This window comes from Streptomyces fumanus (assembly GCF_014655295.1).
Lineage (GTDB): Bacteria > Actinomycetota > Actinomycetes > Streptomycetales > Streptomycetaceae > Streptomyces > Streptomyces fumanus.
The window spans coordinates 808,405-828,614 of the sequence record NZ_BNBI01000001.1 but is presented as its reverse complement, the minus strand read 5'-3'; the positions used below and the strand labels follow the sequence as shown (position 1 = coordinate 828,614).

Here is a 20,210-nt window from a genome sequence, read left to right as displayed (position 1 = left end):
GTCATGGCGTGGGTGCTGCTCGTCGTCGCCGGTCTGCTGGAGGTCGGCTGGTCGATCGGGATGAAGTACACCGAGGGGTTCACCCGGCTGGTGCCGAGTCTGCTGACCGGGGCCGGGATCGTGGCCAGCATGGTGCTGCTGTCGTACGCGGCGCGGACGCTGCCGATCGGGACCGCCTACGGCGTGTGGGTGGGGATCGGCGCGGCCGGCGCGGCGGTGCTCGGCATGGTGGTGCTCGGGGAGCCGGCCACCGCCGCCCGGATCTTCTTCATCTGTCTGCTGCTGGTCGCCGTCGTGGGTCTGAAGGCGACCTCGGGTCACTGACCGGGCCCGCCGGTGATCTGCCCCGCGGTGGCCGACGGGTCGGCGCTGCCGTCGCCGGTGTCGCCGCCGCCGGGGTCCACGTCCCCGTTGCCCGGGTCCGTCTCGCCGGTGCCGCCGCTGTCCGCGCCGGGCTCGGTGCTGGGGCCGCCGGTCGCACTCGGGCCCGTGCCCGTACCGGTGCCGGTGTCCCCGCCGGACGGGGTGGCGTCGTCGTTCTCGTCGGGCGAGCGGCCGCCGGTCTCCTGGCCGGACGGGGTGGCGCTGCCGGTGTCGCCGGTGGCGTCGGTGCTGGGCTCACCGGAGGGCTCGGTGGAGGACGGGGCCTGGGTGGCGTAGGCGCCGGCCTGGACGTCGAGGTCGAAGTCGCGCACCGGCTTGCCCGCCAGGGCGTCGCGTGTGTACTGGCCCCAGATCTCGGCCGGTGCCCCGCCGCCGTTCATCCGCGGCAGGCCCATGGCGCCGTACAGCGGCTGCTGCGCGGCGGTGACCGGGTCCTGGCCCATCACGGCGACGACGGTGACCAGGTCGGGGGTGTAGCCGGCGAACCAGGCGGCCTTGTCCTTCTCGGCGGTGCCGGTCTTGCCGGCGGCGGGCCGGCCGGCCGACTGGGCGGCGGTGGCGGTGCCGTTCTGGACCACGCCGCGCAGCACCGAGGTGGTGGTGTCGGCGGCCTCGCGGCTGACGGCCTGCTTCACCTTGCGCGCGGGCAGCTCCAGTTCCTCGTCGCCGTCCTTCACGACCTTCTCGACCATGGTGTACGTGCCGTGCCGCCCGTGGTTGGCGAGGGTGGCGTACGCCTCGGTCATGTCCAGGACGCTGGCGGTGGCGGTGCCGAGCGCGATGGCCGGGCCCTCGGGCATCTCCGGGGTGTCGGAGGGCAGGCCGAGGGCGACGGCGGTCTTCTTGACCCGGGAGGGGCCGACGTCGACGGCCATCTGGGCGTACACGGCGTTGACCGACTTGTCGGTGGCCTCCCGCACGGTGATGTCGCCGTAGTCGGTGTGGTCCTCGTTCTCCGGGGCGTAGGGGGCGCCGGTCCAGCCCTGCACGGGGCGTTCGCTGGAGCCGTCGTAGACCGTGCCGGGGGTGACGGGGCGGCCGTCCTGAGTGCGGGCGCCGTGCTCGACGGCGGCGGTGAGGACGAACGGCTTGAAGGTGGAGCCGACCTGGAAGTCGCGGCGGGTGGCGTTGGGCGTGTACTGCTTGACGTAGTCGATGCCGTTGTACATCGCCACGACCTTGCCGGTCTTGGGGTCGATGGAGGCGCCGCCGGCCCGGACGTACGTGTCGACCTTGCGGTTCTTCTGGTCGAGCTGGGACATGAGCTGGTCGTCGACGGCCTTGACGAAGGCGTCCTGCTTCTTCTTCTGCAGGGTGGTGGTGATGCGGTAGCCGCCGCGGTCGAGGTCCTCGGCCTCGACGATGCCCTGCTCGGTGAGGTAGTCGTTGACGATGCCGACCAGGTAGCCGCGCTGGCCGGACAGGCCGGTGGAGACGGTGGACTCCTTGGGCATCGGGAACTTCATGCCGGCCCGCTCGGCGGCGCTGAGCCAGCCCTTGTCGACCATGCCGTCCAGCACGTAGTTCCAGCGGGCCTCGGCGGCGGACCGGTTCTGCGGGTGGGCGACCACGTCGTACTCGCTGGGCGCGTTGAGCAGCGAGGCGAGGTAGGCGCCGCGGGCGGCGTCGAGGTCGGCGGCGTCCATGCCGTAGTACGCCTGGGCGGCGGCCTGGATGCCGTACGCGTTGCGGCCGAAGAAGCTGGTGTTGAGGTAGCCCTCCAGGATGTCGGCCTTGCTCTTCTCGTGGTCGAGCTTGATGGAGATGAAGAACTCCTTCACCTTGCGGGTGACGGTCTGCTCCTGGGCGAGGTAGTAGTTCTTCACGTACTGCTGGGTGATGGTGGAGCCGGACTGCTTGCCCTTGCCGGTGGCCGTGTTCCAGGCGGCGCGGATCATGGCCTGGGGGTCGACGGCGGACTCGGTGTAGAAGTCGCGGTCCTCGGCGGCGAGCACGGCGTGCTGGGCGTCCTCGGAGATCTTGGCGAGGGCGACGCTCTCCCGGTTGACCTTGCCCTCGCGGGCGAGGACGGTGCCGTCGGCGTACAGGTAGACGTTGGACTGCTTGGTGGCCAGGGCGTTGGCCGCGGGGATGCGCACCAGGGAGTAGCCCAGGAAGAAGCCGCCGACGATCAGCACGGCGGCGACCACCAGGGCGCCGAGCGTCATGCGCCAGGTCGGGACCAGCCGGCGCCAGCCGGTGCGCTTGGGACGCTTCGGCTTGCCGGCGGTGCCCGTCCCGGTCCCGGCCTCGGGTTCGGTTCCGGCAACGGTCCCGGTTCCGGCGGGGTCCGGGGACGGGGATCTGGCGTCCCGGTGGGCCCGGCCGGGGGCCGGCTGCTTCGGCTGCGGATCGTCGCTCATGGTGTGCGTAAGGCTCCTGTGGTGCGGTGCGTCGTACGTCGTGTCCGTGCGGTCCGAGCGTCCGTACGTGTTCGGCGCGTTCGTGCGCCCCCACAGAAGACTGTCGCATCCGGCGATCAGTTCCCCCACCCGGGGCCGCGGGTCGCGAAAACCCGTGGCCGGACGGCCGATGCCGGCACTAGGCTCCTGCGCTTCGGTGCCGTAGGCGGGAGGAGGGCGCGGCAGTGGCTGCGGAGCGGTTGTACCTCGCCGTCGCGGCCGGGGGCTTCCGGCGGTACGCCACCTACCGGGCGGCGACCGCGGCCGGGGTGTTCACCAACACCGTGTTCGGGCTGATCCTGGTCTACACCTACCTGGCGCTGTGGGACGAGCGGCCTCATCTGGGAGGTTACGACCAGGCGCAGGCCGTCACCTACGTGTGGGTGGGGCAGGCGCTGCTGTCCACGCTGGCCATCGGGGGCGGCGGGGTCGAGGGCGAGCTGATGGAGCGCATCCGCAGCGGTGACATCGCCGTCGACCTGTACCGGCCGGCCGATCTGCAGATGTGGTGGCTGGCGGCGGACCTGGGCCGGGCGCTGTTCCAGTTGCTGGGGCGCGGGGTGGCGCCGTTCGTGTTCGGGGCGGTGTTCTTCCCGGTGGCGCTGCCCGGGGAGCCGGGCCGGTGGGCCGCCTTCCTGGCGGCGGTGCTGCTGGGCATGGTGGTCGGGTACGGCATCCGGTTCCTGGTGGCGCTGTCGGCGTTCTGGCTGCTGGACGGCGCGGGCGTGGCGCAGATGGCGTGGATCGCGGGGCTGTTCTGCTCGGGGCTGCTGCTGCCGCTGAACGTGTTCCCGGGGGCGCTCGGCGAGGTGGTGCGGCTGCTGCCGTGGTCCTCGCTGCTGCAGGGGCCGGCCGACGTGCTGCTGGGGGAGGCCGACGCGGCGGGGGTGCTGGTGTTCCAGGCGGGGTGGGCGGTGGTGCTGCTGGCGGCCGGGAGGCTGGCGCAGCGGGCGGCGACCCGGCGGGTGGTGGTGCAGGGTGGGTGACGGCGGCCGGGTGGCGGCCGGGCTGCGGGCGTACGGGCTGATCGCGTGGATGTGGACCCGGTCCACGATGGCCTACCGGGCGTCGTTCGCGATGACGGCGCTGGCGAGCTTCGCGGTGACCGCGCTGGACTTCGTGGCGATCCTGCTGATGTTCTCCCGGGTCGACGCGCTCGGCGGCTGGCCGCTGGCCGAGATCGGCGTGCTGTACGGGCTGTCCGGGGTCGCCTTCGGCCTGGCGGACCTGGCGGTCGGGTCGATGGAGCGGCTCGGGCAGCGGGTGCGGGACGGCACGCTGGACACGCTGCTGGTGCGTCCGGCGCCGGTGCTGGCGCAACTGGGCGCGGACCGGTTCGCGCCGCGCCGGATCGGCCGGGTGGCGCAGGGCGCGCTGGTCCTGGGCTGGTCGCTGGCGGCCGTGGACGTGGCCTGGACGCCGGCGAAGGTGCTGCTGGTGCCGGTGGCGCTGGCCGGCGGCGCGGTGATCTTCGGCGCGGTGTTCGTGGCGGGGGCGTCGTTCCAGTTCCTGGCGCAGGACGCCGCCGAGGTGCAGAACGCGTTCACCTACGGCGGGACGACCCTGCTGCAGTACCCGCCGGCGGTGTTCGCGGCGGAACTGGTGCGCGGGGTGACCTTCGTGCTGCCGCTGGCCTTCGTGAACTGGGTGCCGGCGTCGTATCTGCTGGGGCGGCCCTATCCGCTGGACCTGCCGCCGTGGGCGGCGTTCGCGTCGCCGCTGGTCGCGGCGGTGTGCTGCGCGCTCGCGGGGCTGGCGTGGCGGGCGGGGCTGCGTTCGTATCGGAGTACCGGGAGCTGAGCGCGATGGACGACGGTGGGGTTGCGGACCCGGGCAGGGGCCGCGGCGGGGAACCGGGGGAGGACCGGGAGGACCTCATCCGGGTGGAGCGGGCCGAGAAGGTCTTCACCGTGCGCAAGCGGACCGGGTTCCTGCGGCGGGAGCGGCGGGAGGTACGGGCGGTGGACGGGCTGTCGTTCACCGTGGCGCGCGGTGAGGTGGTCGGCTACATCGGGCCGAACGGCGCCGGGAAGTCCACCACGATCAAGATGCTCACCGGCATCCTCACCCCCAGCGGCGGGCGCCTGACGGTGGCCGGCATCGACCCGTCCCGCGAGCGCACCCGCCTGGCCCGGCGGATCGGCGTGGTGTTCGGGCAGCGCACGACGCTCTGGTGGGACCTGCCGCTGATCGACTCCTACAAGCTGGCGCACCGCATGTACCGCATCCCCGACGCCCGTTACCGGGAGAACCTCGACCGCTGCGTGGCACTCCTCGACCTGGGCGCCCTGCTGGACGTGCCGGTACGGCAGTTGTCGCTGGGGCAGCGGATGCGCGGGGACATCGCGGCGGCCCTGCTGCACGACCCCGAGGTGCTCTACCTCGACGAACCGACCATCGGCCTGGACGTGGTCTCCAAGGCCAAGGTGCGCGGCTTCCTGCGGGAGTTGAACGCCGAGCGCGGCACCACGGTCCTGCTGACCACGCACGACCTGACCGACATCGAGCAGCTCTGCTCCCGGGTGATGGTCATCGACCACGGCCGCCTGATGTACGACGGCCCGCTCACCGGGCTGCACGAGGCGGGGGAGAGCGAACGGACCCTGGTGGTGGACCTGGAGCGGGAACTGCCGCCGATCGACGTCCCGGCGCCCGCCCGGGTGGTCCGGGTGGACGGCGTCCGGCAGTGGATCGGCTTCCCGGCGTCCGCGTCGGCGGCCGGCCTGGTCGCGGCCGTCGCGGCGGCGTACCCGCTGGTCGACCTGTCGGTGCGGGAGCCCGACATCGAGACGGTGATCGCCAGGATGTATGCGGAACGGGCGAGCGCGTAGTGCCCGCGACGACGACCTCGTAGGCTGCTGTCATGACCGACGACGCCCCGGAACTGCGCGCATCCGACGCCGACCGTGAACGAGTCGCCGAGGTCCTGCGGGACGCCCTCGCGGAGGGCCGGCTGGACATGACGGAGTTCGAGGAGCGGCTGGACGCCGCGTACCGGGCCCGGACCTACGGGGAGCTGGCGCCGATCACCCGGGACCTGCCGGTCGGCGCGGCCCCGGCGGTGCCGATGACCAAGGAACCGGCCGAGCCCGGGAGTTGGGCGGCGCGGATCACCGGCGGCGAGGGTTCCTCGACCTGGGCGGTCGCGATCATGTCCGGGTTCCAGCGCAAGGGCCGCTGGACGATGCCGAAACGGTTCAACTGCTTCGCGTTCTGGGGCGGCGGGGAGATCGACCTGCGCGAGGCCGACTTCGCCGACCGCGAGGTCGTCGTCAACTGCGTCGCGATCATGGGCGGGATGAACGTGGTCGTGCCGCCCGGCGTGGAGGTCGTCGTTCGCGGCATCGGCGTGATGGGCGGCTTCGACCACAGCGAGGCGGGCGTCGCCGGTGAGCCGGGCGCCCCGCGCGTGGTCGTCACCGGGTTCGCCTTCTGGGGCGGGGTCGGCGTGGAGCGCAAGGTGACCCGGGCGGAGCGGCTGCGGCTGAAGGAGGAGCGGCGCCGGGAGAAGCTGGAACGCAAGGCGTCCCGGCAGGAGCTGGCCGCCCGGGTCCGCGACGACGTGCTGGACGCCCACCACCGGATGCTGGAGAACCACCTCGACCTCCGGCACCGGCACCGGAACCGGGAGGAGCGGGGGAAGGACTGAGGCGGTCTCACAGACGGGCCGGGGCCGCGCCCTTCAGGTCGTCCAGGTCGACCACCTCGGCCATCCGCGCGTACCCCTTGTCGCTGGGGTGCAGATGGTCGCCGCAGTCGTAGTCGGAGCGCAGCCTGCGCGGATCGTACGGGTCCCGCAGCGCGCGGTCGAAGTCGGCGACCGCGTCGAAGACCCGCCCGGCCCGGATCTCGGCGTTGACCTCCTGCCGTACCGCCTCCCGGGCGGCGCTGTACCCGCGGTGCCCGCCGAACGGCATCAGGGTCGCGCCGATCACCTTCAGCCCCCGCGCGTGCGCCCGGTCGACCAGGGTGCGCAGCCCGTCGAGGAGCACCTCCGGGTCGGCGGCGGCGGGGTCGCGCAGGATGTCGTTGACGCCGAGGTCGATGATCACGGCCTTGACGTCGGTGCGGTCCAGCACGTCCCGGGAGAACCGGTCCAGGCCGCTGGGGTTGTCGGCGGGCCGGCCCCGGCCGCCGGTCAGCACCCGGTTGCCGCTGATGCCCTGGTTGACCACGCTGTAGCGGGGCACGTCCCGGCCCTCGGCGACGGCCTCGCGCAGCCGCGCGCCGAGCACGTCGGTCCAGCGGCGGTTGGCGCCCTCGGTGGAGGTGACGCCGTCGGTGATCGAGTCGCCGAACGCCACGACGGTCCCCTCGGCCTCGTTGCTCAGCACGTCCAGCGCGGTCAGGTAACGCCAGTACGGGGTCCGCTCGGTGTACGCCCGCCCGGTGCTGTCCCCGGTGCGGTCGCCGTCGGCGAGGAAGCTGGTCTGCCGGGCGCGCGGGTGGTAGGTGACCGGCCCCGACCGGGTGGGGGAGTACGTGCTGACCAGCACGTCGGCGCCGTACGGCACGGTCAGGCGGACCGGGTCGCTGGTCACCTGCCCGCCGGCCGGGACGACGGCCCGCCGGCTGCCGGAGAAGGCCAGCGCGCGCAGGGTGCCGGGGGCCGCGGCGGCGGTGCCGGGGCCGTCGGCCAGCGCGAGGGAGGCGTGCGTGATGGTCAGCGGGGTCTGGCCGTAGAGATTGGACAGCGTGATACGGGCACTCGTCCCCCCGGCGCCCGCGTGCACCACGTTGCGCACCGAGCGGCCCGCCAGGCCGGTGGTCTCGGTGCCCGGCTCGGCCGCGGCCGGCGAGGCGGACCAGGCGCCGACCCAGGTGCCCGCGGAGGCGGGCGCCACCTCGCCGCGCGGGTGGCCGCCATCGGCCCGCGCGGTGCGGTCCGCGGTGCCGTCGTCGGCGGCCACACCGACGTATATGCCGACCGACAGCGCCAGCGCCGCCGCGAGGACCGCGGCGAGCAGGGCACGGTAGTGGGTGGCGGGGGGCTTGCCCGCACCCCGGTCATGACCCCCGGTCATGTGGTGCTGTTCTCCTCGGAAGAGGGGAGCCCGGGCTCCGGTCCGATGAGCCCATGATGCGCCATGGGCCCGGAGGCGCGCGCGGGACCCCCGCCGCGTCACCCCGTCCGGACAGACGCCGGGAACGCGTGATCCGTTCCGGGAGCCGGCCGGGAAGGGACAATGTGTGAGGGATCACCGAACGGGTGGAGCGGATGGAACGGACGAACGAACGGACGAACGGCGAACGCGACGGCGAGACGGAGCCGGGGAGGGGCGGCACGGCGGGCGGCGATGGTGCGGCCGGGGCCGGGGCCGGGGCCGCGGCTGCGGCCGGCGTCGGCAAGGGAGCTGACCTGGGCGGCGAGGGACGTACGGAACCCGCCGCGGGCGGCCCGGCGGGTGATACGGCGGACGGCCCCGCCGGGCGGGCCGCCCGCCCCGCCGCCCCCGTGAACCGGGCGATGACGGCGTTCAGCCCCGCGGACGAGGAGAAGCGGCGCGGGGTGCGCCGGATGAAGCTCACCGCGACCGGGCTGCTGCTCTTCGTCGCCCTGGTGTACGCCCTCGCCGAGTGGGCCGCCCACCGGGGCGCCGGCGCCTGGGCGGGCTATGTCTCCGCCGCCGCCGAGGCCGGCATGGTCGGCGCGCTCGCCGACTGGTTCGCCGTCACCGCCCTCTTCCGCCACCCCCTCGGCCTGCCCATCCCGCACACCGCGATCATCCCCAAGAAGAAGGACCAGCTCGGCGTCTCCCTCGGCGAGTTCGTCGGCGAGAACTTCCTCTCCGAGGACGTGGTACGCCAGCGGCTGCGCGCCGTCGGCATCGGCTCCCGGCTCGGCGCCTGGCTCGCCGTCCCCGACCACGCCGACCGGGTCACCGCCGAGCTGTCCGCCGCGCTGCGCGGCGCCCTGACCGTGCTGCGGGACTCCGACGTCCAGGCGGTGGTCGGCGAGGCCATCACCCGGCGGGCCGACGCCCAGGAGATCGGCCCCGGCGTCGGCAAGATGCTGGAGAAGGTCGTCGCCGACGGCGGCCACCGCAGGGCCGTCGACCTGGTCGTCACCCGCGCCCACGACTGGCTGGTCACCCACGGCGACTCCGTGATGGACGCCGTGCAGGGCGGGGCGCCCGGCTGGACGCCCCGGTTCGTCGACAAACGGGTCGGCGAGCGCGTCTACAAGGAGCTGCTGCGCTTCGTCACCGAGATGCGCGACATGCCCGCCCACCCCGCCCGCGGCGCCCTCGACCGCTTCCTCGCCGACTTCGCCTCCGACCTCCAGTCCGACACCGACACCCGCGCCCGGGTCGAGCGGCTGAAGACCGAGGTCCTGGGCCGCGGCGAGGTCCAGGACCTGATCGCGTCCGCCTGGACGGCCGTACGATCCATGATCGTTTCCGCGGCCGAGGACGAGCGCAGCGAACTGCGGCTGAGGGTCCGCGCCTCCCTGCTCTCCCTGGGCGCCCGGATGGCCTCCGACACCAAGGTCCAGAACAAGGTCGACCACTGGGTCGAGGGCGCCGCCGTCTACGTCGTGACCACCTACCGGCGCGAGATCACCTCCCTGATCACCGACACCGTCGCCGGGTGGGACGCCGAGCACACCACCAAGAAGATCGAGGCCAACATCGGCCGCGATCTCCAGTTCATCCGCATCAACGGCACGGTGGTCGGCTCCCTCGCCGGGCTGCTGATCTACACGGTCTCCCGCATCCTGGGTGCGTAGCCTCCCGGCGTGAGGTCCCCGGTCGAGGGCACAAGGGAGGCGTCCGATCACGTCCGATCGGCGTTCGATCGACGTCCGATCCGCGTCCGATCGGCGTCCGCCCGGCGTTCGCTCGACGGAGAGGGAGCCCATGACAGCAGAATCGTCGCCGGCCTCGGTGCCCGCCTCCACGGGGACCGTCACCACCGCCGTGCCGGCCCGTCTGGACCGGCTGCCCTGGTCCCGCTGGCACTGGATGATCGTGATCGGCCTCGGCACCGTCTGGATCCTCGACGGCCTCGAAGTCACCATCGTCGGCAACGTGGCCGGCCGCATCGCCGAGAGCGGCAGCGGCCTGGACATCAGCGCCGCCCAGATCACCGGCCTCGCCGCCGCCCTCTATGTGGCGGGGGCCTGCGCCGGCGCCCTGTTCTTCGGCTGGCTGACCGACCGCTACGGCCGCAAGAAGCTGTTCATGGCGACCCTGGTGGTCTATCTGGCGGCGACCGCGCTGACCGCCCTGTCCTTCGAGTCCTGGTGGTTCTTCCTCTTCCGCTTCCTGACCGGCTTCGGCATCGGCGGCGAGTACGCGGCCATCAACTCCGCCATCGACGAGCTGATCCCGTCCAAGTACCGCGGCCGGGTCGACCTCATCATCAACGGCAGCTACTGGCTCGGCGCGATCGGCGGCTCCCTGCTGTCCATCGTGATGCTGAACACCGACATCTTCCCCAAGAACCTCGGCTGGCGGCTCAGCTTCGCCCTCGGCGTGGTCCTCGGCCTGGTCATCCTGCTGGTCCGGCGGCACGTCCCGGAGAGCCCGCGCTGGCAGTTCATCCACGGATACGGCGACGAGGCCGAGACCCTGGTCAAGGGGGTCGAACGGGAGATCGAGCAGGAGAAGGGCGCGAAGCTGCCGGAGCCCGCCGGTGAGATCACCATCCACCAGCGCAAGAGCATCGGCTTCGGCCTGATCGCCAAGACCGTCTTCGGCAAGTACCCCCGCCGCGCGGTCCTCGGCCTCTCCCTCTTCATCGGCCAGGCGTTCCTCTACAACGCCATCACCTTCGGCTTCGGCACCATCCTCATCACCTTCTTCGACGTCCCCACCGGCCACACCGGCTATTACTTCGCCGTCATCGCCGCGGGCAACTTCCTCGGCCCGCTGCTCCTCGGCAAGCTCTTCGACACCGTCGGCCGCCGCATCATGATCTCGTCGACCTATCTGCTGTCGGGCCTGCTGCTGTTCGGCACGGCCTGGCTGTTCGACCGCGGCTCGCTGACGGCCACGACGATGACGGCGTGCTGGTGCGTGGTGCTGTTCTTCGCCTCCGCGGGCGCCTCCAGCGCGTACCTCACGGTCTCCGAGATCTTCCCCATGGAGACCCGCGCGATGGCCATCGCCTTCTTCTACGCCCTCGGCACCGCCGCCGGCGGCATCAGCGGCCCGCTCCTCTTCGCCGACCTCACCGAGTCCGGCGTCGTCGGCGACACGGTGCTGGCCTTCCAGATCGGCGCGGGCCTGATGTGCGCGGCCGGCCTGGTCGCCGCGTTCCTCGCGGTCCGGGCGGAGCAGCGTTCGCTGGAGGACATCGCCGAGCCGCTGTCGGCGGCGCGTCCGGCGGGTACTGGGACGGCGGGCACGGCGGGTACGGGGACGGCGTCCGTGTGATCCGACTCGGGGCGGGGGGACGGCGCCGGTGTGACCGAGGGCGTCGGGCCCCGGGTCCGCCGGCAGGGCCCCGTGCGAGGGGACCCCGGTCTGCCCCGCCCCGCCCCGCCCCGTCCCTCAGCCCCGCCGGTCCGCGACCGCCCAGGACGCCAGGGCGACCGCGCCCGCGACGCCGAAGACGGCGGGCCAGGCGCCCACCTTCTTGGCCAGCGGATGCGACCCCGCGAACGCCGCCACATACGCCGCGCTCAGCGCCCCCGCCGCCGGCCCGCCCGCCTGCCGGCGCCACTGCCGCGCCGCCGCGGCCCCCGCGACGGCCAGCACCGCCCCGCCGAGCTGCCGCTTACGCGTCCAGCGGGCCACTCCGTACCCGCCGACGAGCCCGCCCGCCGCGACCACCGCGCTGGGAACCTTCGCCATCACTGCCTCCTCACGGATGCGCCTCGACACGCGCGCTCCACCTTCCACGACCGAGGCTAGACCCCGCCCCCACCTGCCCTTCCACCGGCACCTGAGTCGAGGCTTGTCAAGTTTCCTCTCCGGAGCTATATAAGAAGAGGCACCACGGGCATCGCACCCAGCGCCGAAGGAAAGGAGTGACCTGTGATGCTCATGCGCACGGACCCCTTCCGTGAATTCGACCGACTCGCCCAGCAGGTCCTCGGGTCCACCACGCGCCCGTCCGCCATGCCGATGGACGCCTACCGCGCCGGAGACGACTTCATCGTCCACTTCGACCTGCCCGGCATCGACCCCGAGTCCATCGAGCTGGACGTCGAGCGCAACGTCCTGAACGTCCGCGCCGAGCGCACCTCCCCCGCCCCCGAGGGCGCGGAGACGGTCGTCGCCGAGCGGCCCACCGGCACCTTCACCCGCCAGTTGTTCCTCGGCGAGACGCTCGACACGGACCGCATCGACGCCTCGTACGACGCCGGCGTCCTGACCCTGCGCATCCCGGTCGCCGAGCAGGCCAAGCCGCGCCGTATCCAGATCACCGGCGGCAGCGACCGCAAGCAGATCCGTAGCTGACCGCCCCCGTTCGCAGGAGCGTCCCGCAGGCCCGGCCCAACCGCCCGCCTGCGGGACGCTTCTCGATCCCCAGCCCCACCGGAACCGGAGGAGGACACCGCAGATGACCGTGACGACGATGCCGGGCACGACGACGGCGCCGCTCGCGGACGGGCCCGGACGGACCTGGACCGACCTGATCGAGGAGGTGCGGGAAGCCGGCCGCTACCCCACCCGGGCGGAGGCGGAACGTGTCACCCGCATCGTCCTCTCCGCCCTCGGCGGCCACGTCGTCGGCGACGAGCGCGTCGACCTCGCCCAGTCACTGCCCGAGGAGGCGGCCACCGTGGTCGCCTCGCAGATCCCGGCCACCCGCCCGCTGACCGCCGCCGAGTTCGTCGACTCGGTCGCGGCCCGCGTCCCGGGCGCGACCCCGGCGACGGCCCGCTGGGACGTCAGCTCCGTCCTCAGCGTCCTGCCCGGCCTGGTCGGCGACGACCTGGTCACCCGCATCCTCGCCCAGCTCCCGCCGGGCTACGCCCTGCTGTTCGGCCGCGCGGACCTGAGCCCGGCGAACTGACCGACGCAGCCCGCCGCGACCCACGGCGGCCCCCCACCACCCGGCCGGGTGACGGGGGGCCGCCGTGGGTCGCGGCAGTCAGTTCAGCCTCCGCACTGCGCGACCGCGACGGAGCTCACCGCGTTGTCGTAAAGGAACAACAGTTCCTGCGTCGCGCCCGGCGGGATCAAGTAGTAGCGGCCGTTGAAGTCGGCGTCGGTGTAGATGCAGGCATCCCAGCGGCTTCGGTTCCACACCGAGCTGGCCCGGTCGTTCCAATCCCAGCCGACGAAGGGGAAGCTGACCGGCGGACTGGTCAGCGGATCGAGCTGCAGCATGTCCCCGGTGTAGTTGTGGCCGTCGAAGAGGCAGATCTTCCCCTCCTGACAGGCGCTCACGATCCCGTCCTTGGGGTCGGCCGACGCGGTTCCCGGAACCGCCAGTACGGCGGTGGAGGCGATGGCCGCCGCCACCACCGCGGTCTTGGTCGTCAGCTTCATGACCGTCCTTTCCGTTGCTGCCCGTGGAAGCGCGGCCATGACCGCCGCCTCCGGATGCCGCTCCTCAAGGACACCCGGTCATGCAACGGCCCCCGCGCGCGATCGGTTCACCGAGATGACATCGGCCGCGAGCTCCGGGACAGGCCGGACCGTCGCGTTATCCGCTCGACGCAAGCCGTGGAGACACCCCCACTGCATCACCCGCCGTCACCCCACACCGACCGGCCACCGCGGACCGCCGGACGGCCGACGACCGTCTGGCGGCAGCCACCGCTCCCCGGCGATGCTGGAACACCGGAAGACACCAGGAGGTCGCCGGGACGTCACCGGGGCTTCCCGGACCGCGCGGACGACGCCGGGCGACGCGGGCCGACCCCGGCCGGCACCGGAAGACGCCGGGCGACGCCAGCCGGCCCGGCCGGCCCGGCCGGCCCGGCCGCCCCCGGCACCGGACGCAGCACCCCGCACGACCACCGGACGCACACCCCCGCACGACCACCTGACGCACACCCCCGCAAGAACCCACACCACCCGACACACATCCCGCGACACAAGGGAGCGGTAAGTGATCAAGGTCAGCATCGTGGTGCCGGTCTACAACGCGGGCCCGTACCTCGAACGGTCCGCCCCCTCCCTCCTCCACCAGACCATCGGCCAGGACGCCTACGAGATCGTCTACGTCGACGACGGCTCCACCGACGGCTCCGGCGCCCGCCTCGACGCCCTCGCCGCCCGCCACCCCGGCCGGGTCCGCGTCCTGCACCAGGAGAACTCCGGCTGGCCCGGCCGCCCCCGCAACGTCGGCGTCCGCGAGGCCCGCGGCGAGTACGTCCAGTTCGTCGACCAGGACGACGAGCTGGCCCCCGACGCCCTGGAACGCCTCCACCGCATCGCCGCCCGCAACCGCTCCGACATCGTCCTCGGCAGGGTCGCCGGCACGATGGCGGGCCCCAGCAACGTCTTCAAACGCACCGTGGAGCGCTGCACCGCCGCCGACGCGCCCCTCTTCGAGAGCCTGACCCCGCACAAGATGTTCCGCCGGGACTTCCTCCTCTCCCACGGCATCGCCTTCCCCGAGGGCCGCGTCCGCCTGGAGGACCAGGTCTTCATGGCCCGCGCCTACGTCCGCGCCGAGACCGTCTCCATCCTCGCCGGCCCGCCCTGCTACCTCTGGAACCGCCGGGAGGACGGCGGCAACACCAGCTCCCGCGCCACCTCCCCCGAGACGTACTACGGCCACTTACGCACGGTGGTCGAGGAGATCAAGGCCGGCACCGACCCCGGCCCCCTCCAGGACCACCTCCTGCGCCGCTCCTACCGCGTCGAACTCCTCCGCCCGGTCACCGAACCCCGCGTCCTGCAGCGCACCGGCTCCACCCTGGAGCACTACTTCACGACCGTCCGCGACCTCGCCCTCACCGCCTTTCCGCCGGGCGTCCGCGACGGCTTCCCGGCGATCACCCGGCTGCGCGCCACGCTCCTGGAGGAGGGCCGCCTCGACTCCCTGGTCGAACTGGCCCGCCGCACCCGCGGGATCACCACCCACGTCACCCTGGACGACCTCCGCCGCCACGACGGCCGCCTGCTGGTCTCCACCACCACCTCCCTGCTCCGCCCCGACGGAGAACCCCTCACCCTCCACGAACGCTACGGCCGCCTCCTCCTCGACCCCGACCTCCTCGACGGCATCAAGGGCGCCGAGAATTGGGAGGTCCCGCACCCCCTCGCCTACGCGTACGGCGAACTCCTCGTCCAGGACCCCGACCGCGACCAGTGGTGGTTCCCCGACGCCGACCTCACCCCCCGCACCCGCCCCCTCGGCGCCGGCCGCCACCAGGTCGTCGTCTCCGGCACCACGGTCATCGACCCCGCCACCCTCGCCGACGGCACGGAGCTGCCGCCGGGCGCCCATCTCGTCTGGGCCTCCGCCCAGCTCCTCGGCATCGGCCGCCGCGCCCGGATCACCCGCCCGGCCACCGACCGCCCCTTCCTCCCCGCCACCCGCGTCGCCACCCCGCCCCGCCTGCTCCTGCCCACCTGGACCGCCCCGCACGGCCACCTGACCCTCACCGTGGGCCCCCCGGACCACACCTCACCCCTGGACCACGTACTCCTGCACACCGCCACGTCCCCCCGTCTCCGCCGCCGGGCCCGCACATTCGTCAAACGCCTGCCCTCACCCGTTCGCTCCCGCCTGGCTCCCTTTGCCCGCCGATTCACCCGATCGGGTAACTGACCGCGTGCGCATGACCGCCGTCCGTCGTTGCTCCGGACAGGCCCGGCCCCGCGGGCCACGACGACGAGGAGACCCATGACCAGCGAGAACCCCGGCAGGCCGCCCAGCGCCCCGCTCCGCAAGGCCACGGTGGACGGCGGCGCGCGCATCGCGTACTGGGAGTCCGGCCCCCCCGACGCCGAACCGATCCTTCTCCTGCACGGCTACCCGGCCAACCACCTCTGCTGGCGCCACCAGATCCCGGTCCTCGCCCGCACCCACCGCGTCATCGCCCCGGACCTCCTCGGCTGGGGCGCCTCCGACCGCCCCTCGCACCTCCCCTTCGACTACGACACCGAGGTCGCCCGCGTCGGCCGCTTCCTGGACGCCCTCGGCATCCCGTCGGTCAACCTCTTCGGCCACGACTACGGCGGCTTCCTCGCCCTCGGCTTCACCCAGACCCACCCCGAGCGCGTACGCCGCCTGGCCATCCTCAACAGCCGCGCCCAGTCCTCCTTCTCCCGCCCCTGGTACGCCGTCTTCTCCTTTCTCACCCTCGCCGGCCGCACCCCCGTCCTGCGCTCCCTCGCCCGCCGCCTGCCCTTCGCCGGACTGCACCGCCGCTCCCTCGCGCCCCTCCTGCACGCCGGCCACCTCGACCCGGCGACCCTCAGCGCCTACGTCGACTGGATGAACACCCCCGGCGGCAGCCGCTGGCTCCTCCGCTTCTTCGCCGACTACCGCACCTCCCCCCGCCCCGAACTCCGCGCCCGCCTCACCGGGATCACCTGTCCCACGGCCGTCATCTGGGGCCGCAAGGACCCCTACCTCGCCCCCCGCATCGCCACCGAACTGGCCGCCCACATCCCCCAGGCCGAACTCACCATGCTGAGCGACGCGGGCCACTGGCTCCTGGACGAACAGCCGGAAACCACGACAAAGGCCCTCCAGCACCTCCTCACCAGAAGGCCGCACCACTGAATTCCGCCGTACCTGTCACACTTCCGCCCGCCCCTCCGTCATAGCTGCGTAAGCACTTCGACGACGTACGCGCACCACCCCGGAGGAGAACCCATGGAAGCCCGCATCGACCTCTTCGCCAACCCGGTCACCCGCAAGCTGTTCGGCCACTTCCAGGCGGCGGGCAAGGTCCTCACGGACTCGTCCCTGCCCCACACCACCCAGGAACTGGTGAAGATCCGCGCCAGCCAGATCAACGGCTGCGGCTTCTGCACCGACATGCACACCAAGGACGCCGCCCACGCCGGCGAGACCCCGGTACGCCTCAACCTCATCGCCGCCTGGCGCGAGGCCACCGTCTTCACCGACGCCGAACGCGCCGCCCTCGAACTCACCGAACAGGGCACCCGCATAGCCGACGCCGCCACCGGCATCACCGACGAGGCGTGGTCCAACGCCGCCAAGCACTACGACGACGACCAACTCGCCGCCCTCGTCTCCCTCATCGCCCTCATCAACGCGTACAACCGCGTCAACGTCATCGCCCGCCAGCCGGCGGGGGGTTACGAGCCGGGCATGTTCGGCTGACCCGCCCCGGGGCGTCGCCCTGCCCCGGCGGCGGCGCCCCGATGTCAGTACGCCCTGCTTTGATGAGCCCCGGAGACAACGAAACACCCGGCGGGGGACCACATGGGCACATGGGGCAGCGGCAACTTCGAGAGCGATACGGCACTGGATCACCTGTCGGCGGTCATCGACCGCCTCGTCACCGAGGTCACCGACGCGATGTCCGGTGACCCCGTGGCCCTGGAACCCGACGAGTACTGGGGTGTCGCCGTACCCTGCGACCTCGAACTCCTCCACACCCTCGCCCACGCCGGTTACGCCACCGGCCTGCCGGCCCCGGAGGTGATCGAGGGCTGGAAGAAGACGTTCATGGCCGTCTGGGAGGCCACCATCGACGACCTCGACCCTTCACCGGCCTACAAGACCGAGCGCCGCACCGTCCTCCATCGCACGTTCGACGACCTGGCGGCGGTGTCCCGCCACGAGACGACGGACTAGCCGGCAGATGTCATACCGCCGAGCGGTCCCCGCCGTCGGAGTGCCCTGTCTCACCGCTGTCCTGGGGCTCCTCAGCGGCTGCGCGGCGGGAGCCGTCGCCTCGTCGGCTCGGCGGCCGATTCCACGCCCAGGGTGGGGATGTGCCCGACCTATTCGGGAACGCCGTCGTCCGGGGTCACCGAGGTGATGGCGACCGTCGGAGGTGGGGGTGCCGGTGTGTACACGTACGCCACGGCCAGTCCCGGGACGCCGCCCGCGGGCTCGATCCTGGTCTTGCGTACCTCCACCCCGTCCGGACGGGACGGCCCGAGCAGTACGCCGAGTCGCGGGAGCATCTCCAGTTCGTGCCGTAACGCCTCCAACGCCTGGTCCGCGCCGAGTTCTTTCGCCCGCTGGGCGGCTCGTACGGTCACGGCCGCGATGACGCCGCTCACGGGTTGCCGTCTTCCCGTTTGAGGCGTGTCGCCAGGTCGATGCCCTCCTGGACGGCGATGTCGAAGTCGGGATCCTGGTACAGGCGGATCCTGCCGCGGTAGTCGACGATCACCGTGGCCACGGCCTTGAGGTCGGTCTCCGACGACGACTCCAGGGCGCGTTGGAGATCCTCTTCGAAGGTCTCCCGGTCGCCCGGGAACCCGTGACCGGATCGCAGAGCGGCTCTTATGTCGCCGATGGTCCTCAACGGCAATGGTGCGTGAACGTCCGCCTGGACCTGCTGTGCGCCCACGATCATCTGCTCCTCGGTCTCCTCGGTCCTGGTTGGAGTGTCCTACAGGTTCTCGCCGGCCGCGCCTAGGCCGTCGCGTCGCCGGTCAGGGGGGCGTCGGCCAGCCTTGGCGTATCGCGTGCGTGAAGGAGTGCCATGCCGGTGCCCCCACGACCGTGACGAGTGCGTCGCCGATCTTCGTGTCGCGCAGGAATATTCGGTCGCCGTCGTCGGCGCCCTCGACACATTCGCCGCCGGCGCCGTTGCTGTAGGAGGAGGTGAACCAGGCGAGGGGTCGCTCACCGTCGAGATCGTCGCTGTTCACTGTGTGCTCTCCTTCACCACGTTCCTGATCAACTGAACACTCCGCCGGGGGCTCAGGGCCGAGGCCCGCAGCTCGTCGAACGCTCGGGTGTACTCGCGGACATGCGGCTCGCCCTCCAAGTACATCGCGTCGGTGATGCCGTCCCGGTAGACGATGTCCGGGTCCTCCGGATCGGGGAAGCCCAGCATGGTGAAGGAGCCGGTGGTCGGACAGGTACCGGCGTCGAAGGGGAGCACCTGGAACGTCACGCTCGGTCGCTCCACGGCGACCAGCACGTGCTCCAGTTGGGCCCGCATCAGCTCCCGATCGCCGATCACTCTCCGTACCGCGCCCTCGCTCACGATGAACCAGCAGTCCGGAGCGTCCGGGGAGTCGAGCATCGTCTGACGTTCCAGGCGCACGCGTACAGCGCGATCGATGTCCTCGGGAGGCAAGTACGAGCCGCAGGTGTGCAGCTCACGCGCGTACGACTCGGTCTGGAGAAGGCCCGGTAGCACCTCGCACTGGTACTGCCGGAGCGTGGAGGCGTCCTGCTCCAGGCCGATGTAGATCGAGAACCACTCCGGCACTCCGGACCCGTGCACCTGCCACCAGCCTCGCGTCTTGGCCTGTCGGGCCAGCGACTTGAGGAACTCGCGCAGCTCGTCCGTGGTGCCGTAGAAGCGGCACAGGGCGTCGACGTCCGACGGTTGGACCCGCCCGCTGCCGGTCTCCATACGGTTGACCTTGGAACCGCTCCAGTCCAGCGCGGCGCCCACTTGGGCGCAGGTCAGCGCGTTCTTCTCCCGGAGCTTCTTCAGCTCGATGGAGAGACGACGGCGGCGTGCCGTCGGTGATCCGGCCATCGGAACTCCCTTGTGCGGAACGGCTCTCAGTCTGGGTGGCGGGAGCCGCGCCGCGCCAGTCATCCGTTGGTGGGAATCCCGTTGTGCACATTGCACGGCGAGATTCGCTCCCGTCATCCTGGCGGAGCAGGACGATCGGTGCGGGGTTGCTTCGCGGCTCCGTCGATACGGACCGGTGAGCGACGGAGGTCTTGGGTGATTCCGAGTACGTGTGCGGGGTGGACGCCATGGGTCATGGAGTTCGTGGCCCTGGAGCAGGAGGTCGCGGATCTGCGCCGAGCGGTACGGGCGCGACTGGACAGGTGGGGACTGCCGCAGTTGGCGGACGAGGCGCAGCTCTGCGTGAGCGAGCTGGTGGCCAATGTCATCGGTCACGTCGGCGTCGGAACGCCGACGACCCTCGCGCTGCTGATGAACGGTGCGTTCCTGCGCATCGAGGTCCATGACCCGGACACCCGCGCGCTGCCCACCCTCGTGTCCGCGGACGTCGATGCGGAGAACGGTCGAGGCATGGGGCTCGTCGCGGCCATGAGCGATCGCTGGGGCGTTCATCTCTTCGCCGATCACAAGGTCACGTGGTGCGAACTCCCTGCCGTACCCGAGCCCGGTGAGGAGCACGACAGGGGGCCGTGGACGTCACGGGCCCAGACGGTGATCGACCTCTACCGTACCGGGGGTCCGCCGGACCGCTCCTGGCTCGGCAGGCTGAGAGTCGCCGAGGCGGAGGAGGCGGCGATCTCCGTCATCGCCGACCTCCTCCACTGGCTCGACGCGCACGGCCGCGACGCGGACGACGTCCTGGACCGGGCGCAGATGCGGTTCGACAGCCGCACGTCGGTCGTCCACAGGTGACCGGGAGC

Annotated in this window: 22 protein-coding genes; 14 read left to right on the top strand and 8 right to left on the bottom strand. The window is 72.3% G+C overall.

Annotated features, from left to right (window positions below; all coding sequences use genetic code 11):
* Positions 1-3 precede the first annotated feature (3 nt).
* Entirely contained in the window at positions 4-324 is a 321-nt protein-coding gene (sugE, locus tag IE316_RS03660) for a quaternary ammonium compound efflux SMR transporter SugE (RefSeq protein ID WP_190202608.1), read from the top strand.
* Here sugE and IE316_RS03655 read toward each other — a convergent pair.
* Positions 318-2,747, bottom strand: a complete 2,430-nt coding sequence (locus tag IE316_RS03655) for a transglycosylase domain-containing protein (protein ID WP_190202607.1) — start codon at positions 2,745-2,747, stop codon at positions 318-320. The genes sugE and IE316_RS03655 overlap by 7 nt on opposite strands.
* 224 nt (positions 2,748-2,971) lie before the next feature.
* On the opposite strand from IE316_RS03655, the gene IE316_RS03650 reads away from it, so the two are divergent.
* The 4 genes from IE316_RS03650 to IE316_RS03635 are packed head-to-tail and all read left to right on the top strand — an operon-like array spanning position 2,972 to position 6,435.
* The gene (locus IE316_RS03650) at positions 2,972-3,772 is read left to right on the top strand and encodes an ABC transporter permease (protein WP_190202606.1); all 801 of its coding nucleotides are present in this window, start codon (positions 2,972-2,974) and stop codon (positions 3,770-3,772) included.
* A 49-nt stretch (positions 3,773-3,821) separates the two neighbouring features.
* A complete protein-coding gene (locus IE316_RS03645; protein WP_190202751.1) occupies positions 3,822-4,586 on the top strand; it encodes an ABC transporter permease in 765 nt (254 codons plus the stop codon).
* Positions 4,587-4,591: 5 nt separating this feature from the next.
* Positions 4,592-5,617: an ABC transporter ATP-binding protein gene (locus IE316_RS03640; protein WP_229910169.1), complete on the top strand. Its 1,026-nt coding sequence runs from the start codon at positions 4,592-4,594 to the stop codon at positions 5,615-5,617.
* Positions 5,618-5,649: 32 nt separating this feature from the next.
* Positions 5,650-6,435, top strand: a complete 786-nt coding sequence (locus IE316_RS03635; RefSeq protein WP_190202605.1) for a DUF1707 SHOCT-like domain-containing protein — start codon at positions 5,650-5,652, stop codon at positions 6,433-6,435.
* A 7-nt stretch (positions 6,436-6,442) separates the two neighbouring features.
* Here the strand turns inward: IE316_RS03635 and IE316_RS03630 are convergent, their stop codons facing one another.
* On the bottom strand, positions 6,443-7,810 hold the full coding sequence (locus IE316_RS03630) for an SGNH/GDSL hydrolase family protein (RefSeq protein WP_190202604.1): 1,368 nt from the start codon (positions 7,808-7,810) through the stop codon (positions 6,443-6,445).
* 194 nt (positions 7,811-8,004) lie between these two features.
* Here IE316_RS03630 and IE316_RS03625 point away from each other — a divergent pair, with 194 nt between their 5' ends.
* Both IE316_RS03625 and IE316_RS03620 read left to right on the top strand, forming a co-directional pair.
* Complete coding sequence (locus IE316_RS03625) at positions 8,005-9,516, top strand: DUF445 domain-containing protein (protein WP_373311051.1); 1,512 nt, start codon at positions 8,005-8,007, stop codon at positions 9,514-9,516.
* 130 nt (positions 9,517-9,646) lie between these two features.
* Positions 9,647-11,167 (top strand): MFS transporter, encoded by a 1,521-nt coding sequence (locus IE316_RS03620; protein WP_190202603.1) that lies wholly within the window; start codon positions 9,647-9,649, stop codon positions 11,165-11,167.
* 117 nt (positions 11,168-11,284) lie between these two features.
* On the opposite strand, the gene IE316_RS03615 is transcribed toward IE316_RS03620, so the two are convergent.
* Complete coding sequence (locus tag IE316_RS03615; RefSeq protein WP_190202602.1) at positions 11,285-11,587, bottom strand: hypothetical protein; 303 nt, start codon at positions 11,585-11,587, stop codon at positions 11,285-11,287.
* A 186-nt stretch (positions 11,588-11,773) separates the two neighbouring features.
* Here IE316_RS03615 and IE316_RS03610 point away from each other — a divergent pair, with 186 nt between their 5' ends.
* Positions 11,774-12,196 (top strand): Hsp20/alpha crystallin family protein, encoded by a 423-nt coding sequence (locus IE316_RS03610; RefSeq protein WP_190202601.1) that lies wholly within the window; start codon positions 11,774-11,776, stop codon positions 12,194-12,196.
* A 103-nt stretch (positions 12,197-12,299) separates the two neighbouring features.
* Positions 12,300-12,755, top strand: a complete 456-nt coding sequence (locus tag IE316_RS03605) for a DUF2267 domain-containing protein (protein ID WP_190202600.1) — start codon at positions 12,300-12,302, stop codon at positions 12,753-12,755.
* Between the two features lie 83 nt (positions 12,756-12,838).
* Here the strand turns inward: IE316_RS03605 and IE316_RS03600 are convergent, their stop codons facing one another.
* A complete protein-coding gene (locus IE316_RS03600; RefSeq protein ID WP_190202599.1) occupies positions 12,839-13,234 on the bottom strand; it encodes a peptidase inhibitor family I36 protein in 396 nt (131 codons plus the stop codon).
* A gap of 565 nt (positions 13,235-13,799) precedes the next feature.
* Between IE316_RS03600 and IE316_RS03595 the strand changes: the two genes are divergently transcribed.
* From IE316_RS03595 to IE316_RS03580, 4 genes are all read left to right on the top strand, one after another.
* A complete protein-coding gene (locus IE316_RS03595) occupies positions 13,800-15,470 on the top strand; it encodes a glycosyltransferase family 2 protein (RefSeq protein WP_190202598.1) in 1,671 nt (556 codons plus the stop codon).
* A 75-nt stretch (positions 15,471-15,545) separates the two neighbouring features.
* A complete protein-coding gene (locus IE316_RS03590; protein ID WP_190202597.1) occupies positions 15,546-16,430 on the top strand; it encodes an alpha/beta fold hydrolase in 885 nt (294 codons plus the stop codon).
* A 93-nt stretch (positions 16,431-16,523) separates the two neighbouring features.
* Positions 16,524-16,997 (top strand): carboxymuconolactone decarboxylase family protein, encoded by a 474-nt coding sequence (locus IE316_RS03585; RefSeq protein WP_190202596.1) that lies wholly within the window; start codon positions 16,524-16,526, stop codon positions 16,995-16,997.
* Positions 16,998-17,099: 102 nt separating this feature from the next.
* Positions 17,100-17,474 carry a DUF4259 domain-containing protein gene (locus IE316_RS03580; RefSeq protein ID WP_190202595.1) on the top strand — a complete coding sequence of 125 codons (375 nt, stop codon included), beginning with the start codon at positions 17,100-17,102 and terminating at the stop codon, positions 17,472-17,474.
* Between the two features lie 149 nt (positions 17,475-17,623).
* Here IE316_RS03580 and IE316_RS03575 read toward each other — a convergent pair whose 3' ends face one another.
* From IE316_RS03575 to IE316_RS03560, 4 genes are all read right to left on the bottom strand, one after another.
* Positions 17,624-17,908 carry a hypothetical protein gene (locus tag IE316_RS03575; RefSeq protein ID WP_190202594.1) on the bottom strand — a complete coding sequence of 95 codons (285 nt, stop codon included), beginning with the start codon at positions 17,906-17,908 and terminating at the stop codon, positions 17,624-17,626.
* Positions 17,905-18,201: a DUF6247 family protein gene (locus IE316_RS03570; RefSeq protein WP_229910168.1), complete on the bottom strand. Its 297-nt coding sequence runs from the start codon at positions 18,199-18,201 to the stop codon at positions 17,905-17,907. The genes IE316_RS03575 and IE316_RS03570 overlap by 4 nt, the downstream gene beginning before the upstream one ends.
* Positions 18,202-18,286: 85 nt before the next feature.
* Positions 18,287-18,505, bottom strand: coding sequence for a DUF397 domain-containing protein (locus IE316_RS03565; RefSeq protein WP_190202592.1), 219 nt, complete (start codon positions 18,503-18,505; stop codon positions 18,287-18,289).
* The gene (locus IE316_RS03560) at positions 18,502-19,350 is read right to left on the bottom strand and encodes a helix-turn-helix domain-containing protein (protein WP_190202591.1); all 849 of its coding nucleotides are present in this window, start codon (positions 19,348-19,350) and stop codon (positions 18,502-18,504) included. Before IE316_RS03560 ends, IE316_RS03565 begins: the two co-directional genes overlap by 4 nt.
* A gap of 234 nt (positions 19,351-19,584) precedes the next feature.
* Between IE316_RS03560 and IE316_RS03555 the strand changes: the two genes are divergently transcribed.
* Positions 19,585-20,202 (top strand): ATP-binding protein, encoded by a 618-nt coding sequence (locus tag IE316_RS03555; RefSeq protein ID WP_190202590.1) that lies wholly within the window; start codon positions 19,585-19,587, stop codon positions 20,200-20,202.
* Positions 20,203-20,210 lie beyond the last annotated feature (8 nt).

Coding starts and splice junctions, on each gene's coding strand:
- sugE (WP_190202608.1), top strand. CDS start 4: ATGGCGTGGGTGCTGCTCGTCGTCGCCGGTCTGCTGGAGGTCGGCTGG.
- IE316_RS03655 (WP_190202607.1), bottom strand. CDS start 2,747: ATGAGCGACGATCCGCAGCCGAAGCAGCCGGCCCCCGGCCGGGCCCAC.
- IE316_RS03645 (WP_190202751.1), top strand. CDS start 3,822: ATGTGGACCCGGTCCACGATGGCCTACCGGGCGTCGTTCGCGATGACG.
- IE316_RS03640 (WP_229910169.1), top strand. CDS start 4,592: ATGGACGACGGTGGGGTTGCGGACCCGGGCAGGGGCCGCGGCGGGGAA.
- IE316_RS03635 (WP_190202605.1), top strand. CDS start 5,650: ATGACCGACGACGCCCCGGAACTGCGCGCATCCGACGCCGACCGTGAA.
- IE316_RS03630 (WP_190202604.1), bottom strand. CDS start 7,810: ATGACCGGGGGTCATGACCGGGGTGCGGGCAAGCCCCCCGCCACCCAC.
- IE316_RS03625 (WP_373311051.1), top strand. CDS start 8,005: ATGGAACGGACGAACGAACGGACGAACGGCGAACGCGACGGCGAGACG.
- IE316_RS03620 (WP_190202603.1), top strand. CDS start 9,647: ATGACAGCAGAATCGTCGCCGGCCTCGGTGCCCGCCTCCACGGGGACC.
- IE316_RS03615 (WP_190202602.1), bottom strand. CDS start 11,587: ATGGCGAAGGTTCCCAGCGCGGTGGTCGCGGCGGGCGGGCTCGTCGGC.
- IE316_RS03610 (WP_190202601.1), top strand. CDS start 11,774: ATGCTCATGCGCACGGACCCCTTCCGTGAATTCGACCGACTCGCCCAG.
- IE316_RS03605 (WP_190202600.1), top strand. CDS start 12,300: ATGACCGTGACGACGATGCCGGGCACGACGACGGCGCCGCTCGCGGAC.
- IE316_RS03600 (WP_190202599.1), bottom strand. CDS start 13,234: ATGAAGCTGACGACCAAGACCGCGGTGGTGGCGGCGGCCATCGCCTCC.
- IE316_RS03590 (WP_190202597.1), top strand. CDS start 15,546: ATGACCAGCGAGAACCCCGGCAGGCCGCCCAGCGCCCCGCTCCGCAAG.
- IE316_RS03585 (WP_190202596.1), top strand. CDS start 16,524: ATGGAAGCCCGCATCGACCTCTTCGCCAACCCGGTCACCCGCAAGCTG.
- IE316_RS03580 (WP_190202595.1), top strand. CDS start 17,100: ATGGGCACATGGGGCAGCGGCAACTTCGAGAGCGATACGGCACTGGAT.
- IE316_RS03560 (WP_190202591.1), bottom strand. CDS start 19,350: ATGGCCGGATCACCGACGGCACGCCGCCGTCGTCTCTCCATCGAGCTG.
- IE316_RS03555 (WP_190202590.1), top strand. CDS start 19,585: ATGGAGTTCGTGGCCCTGGAGCAGGAGGTCGCGGATCTGCGCCGAGCG.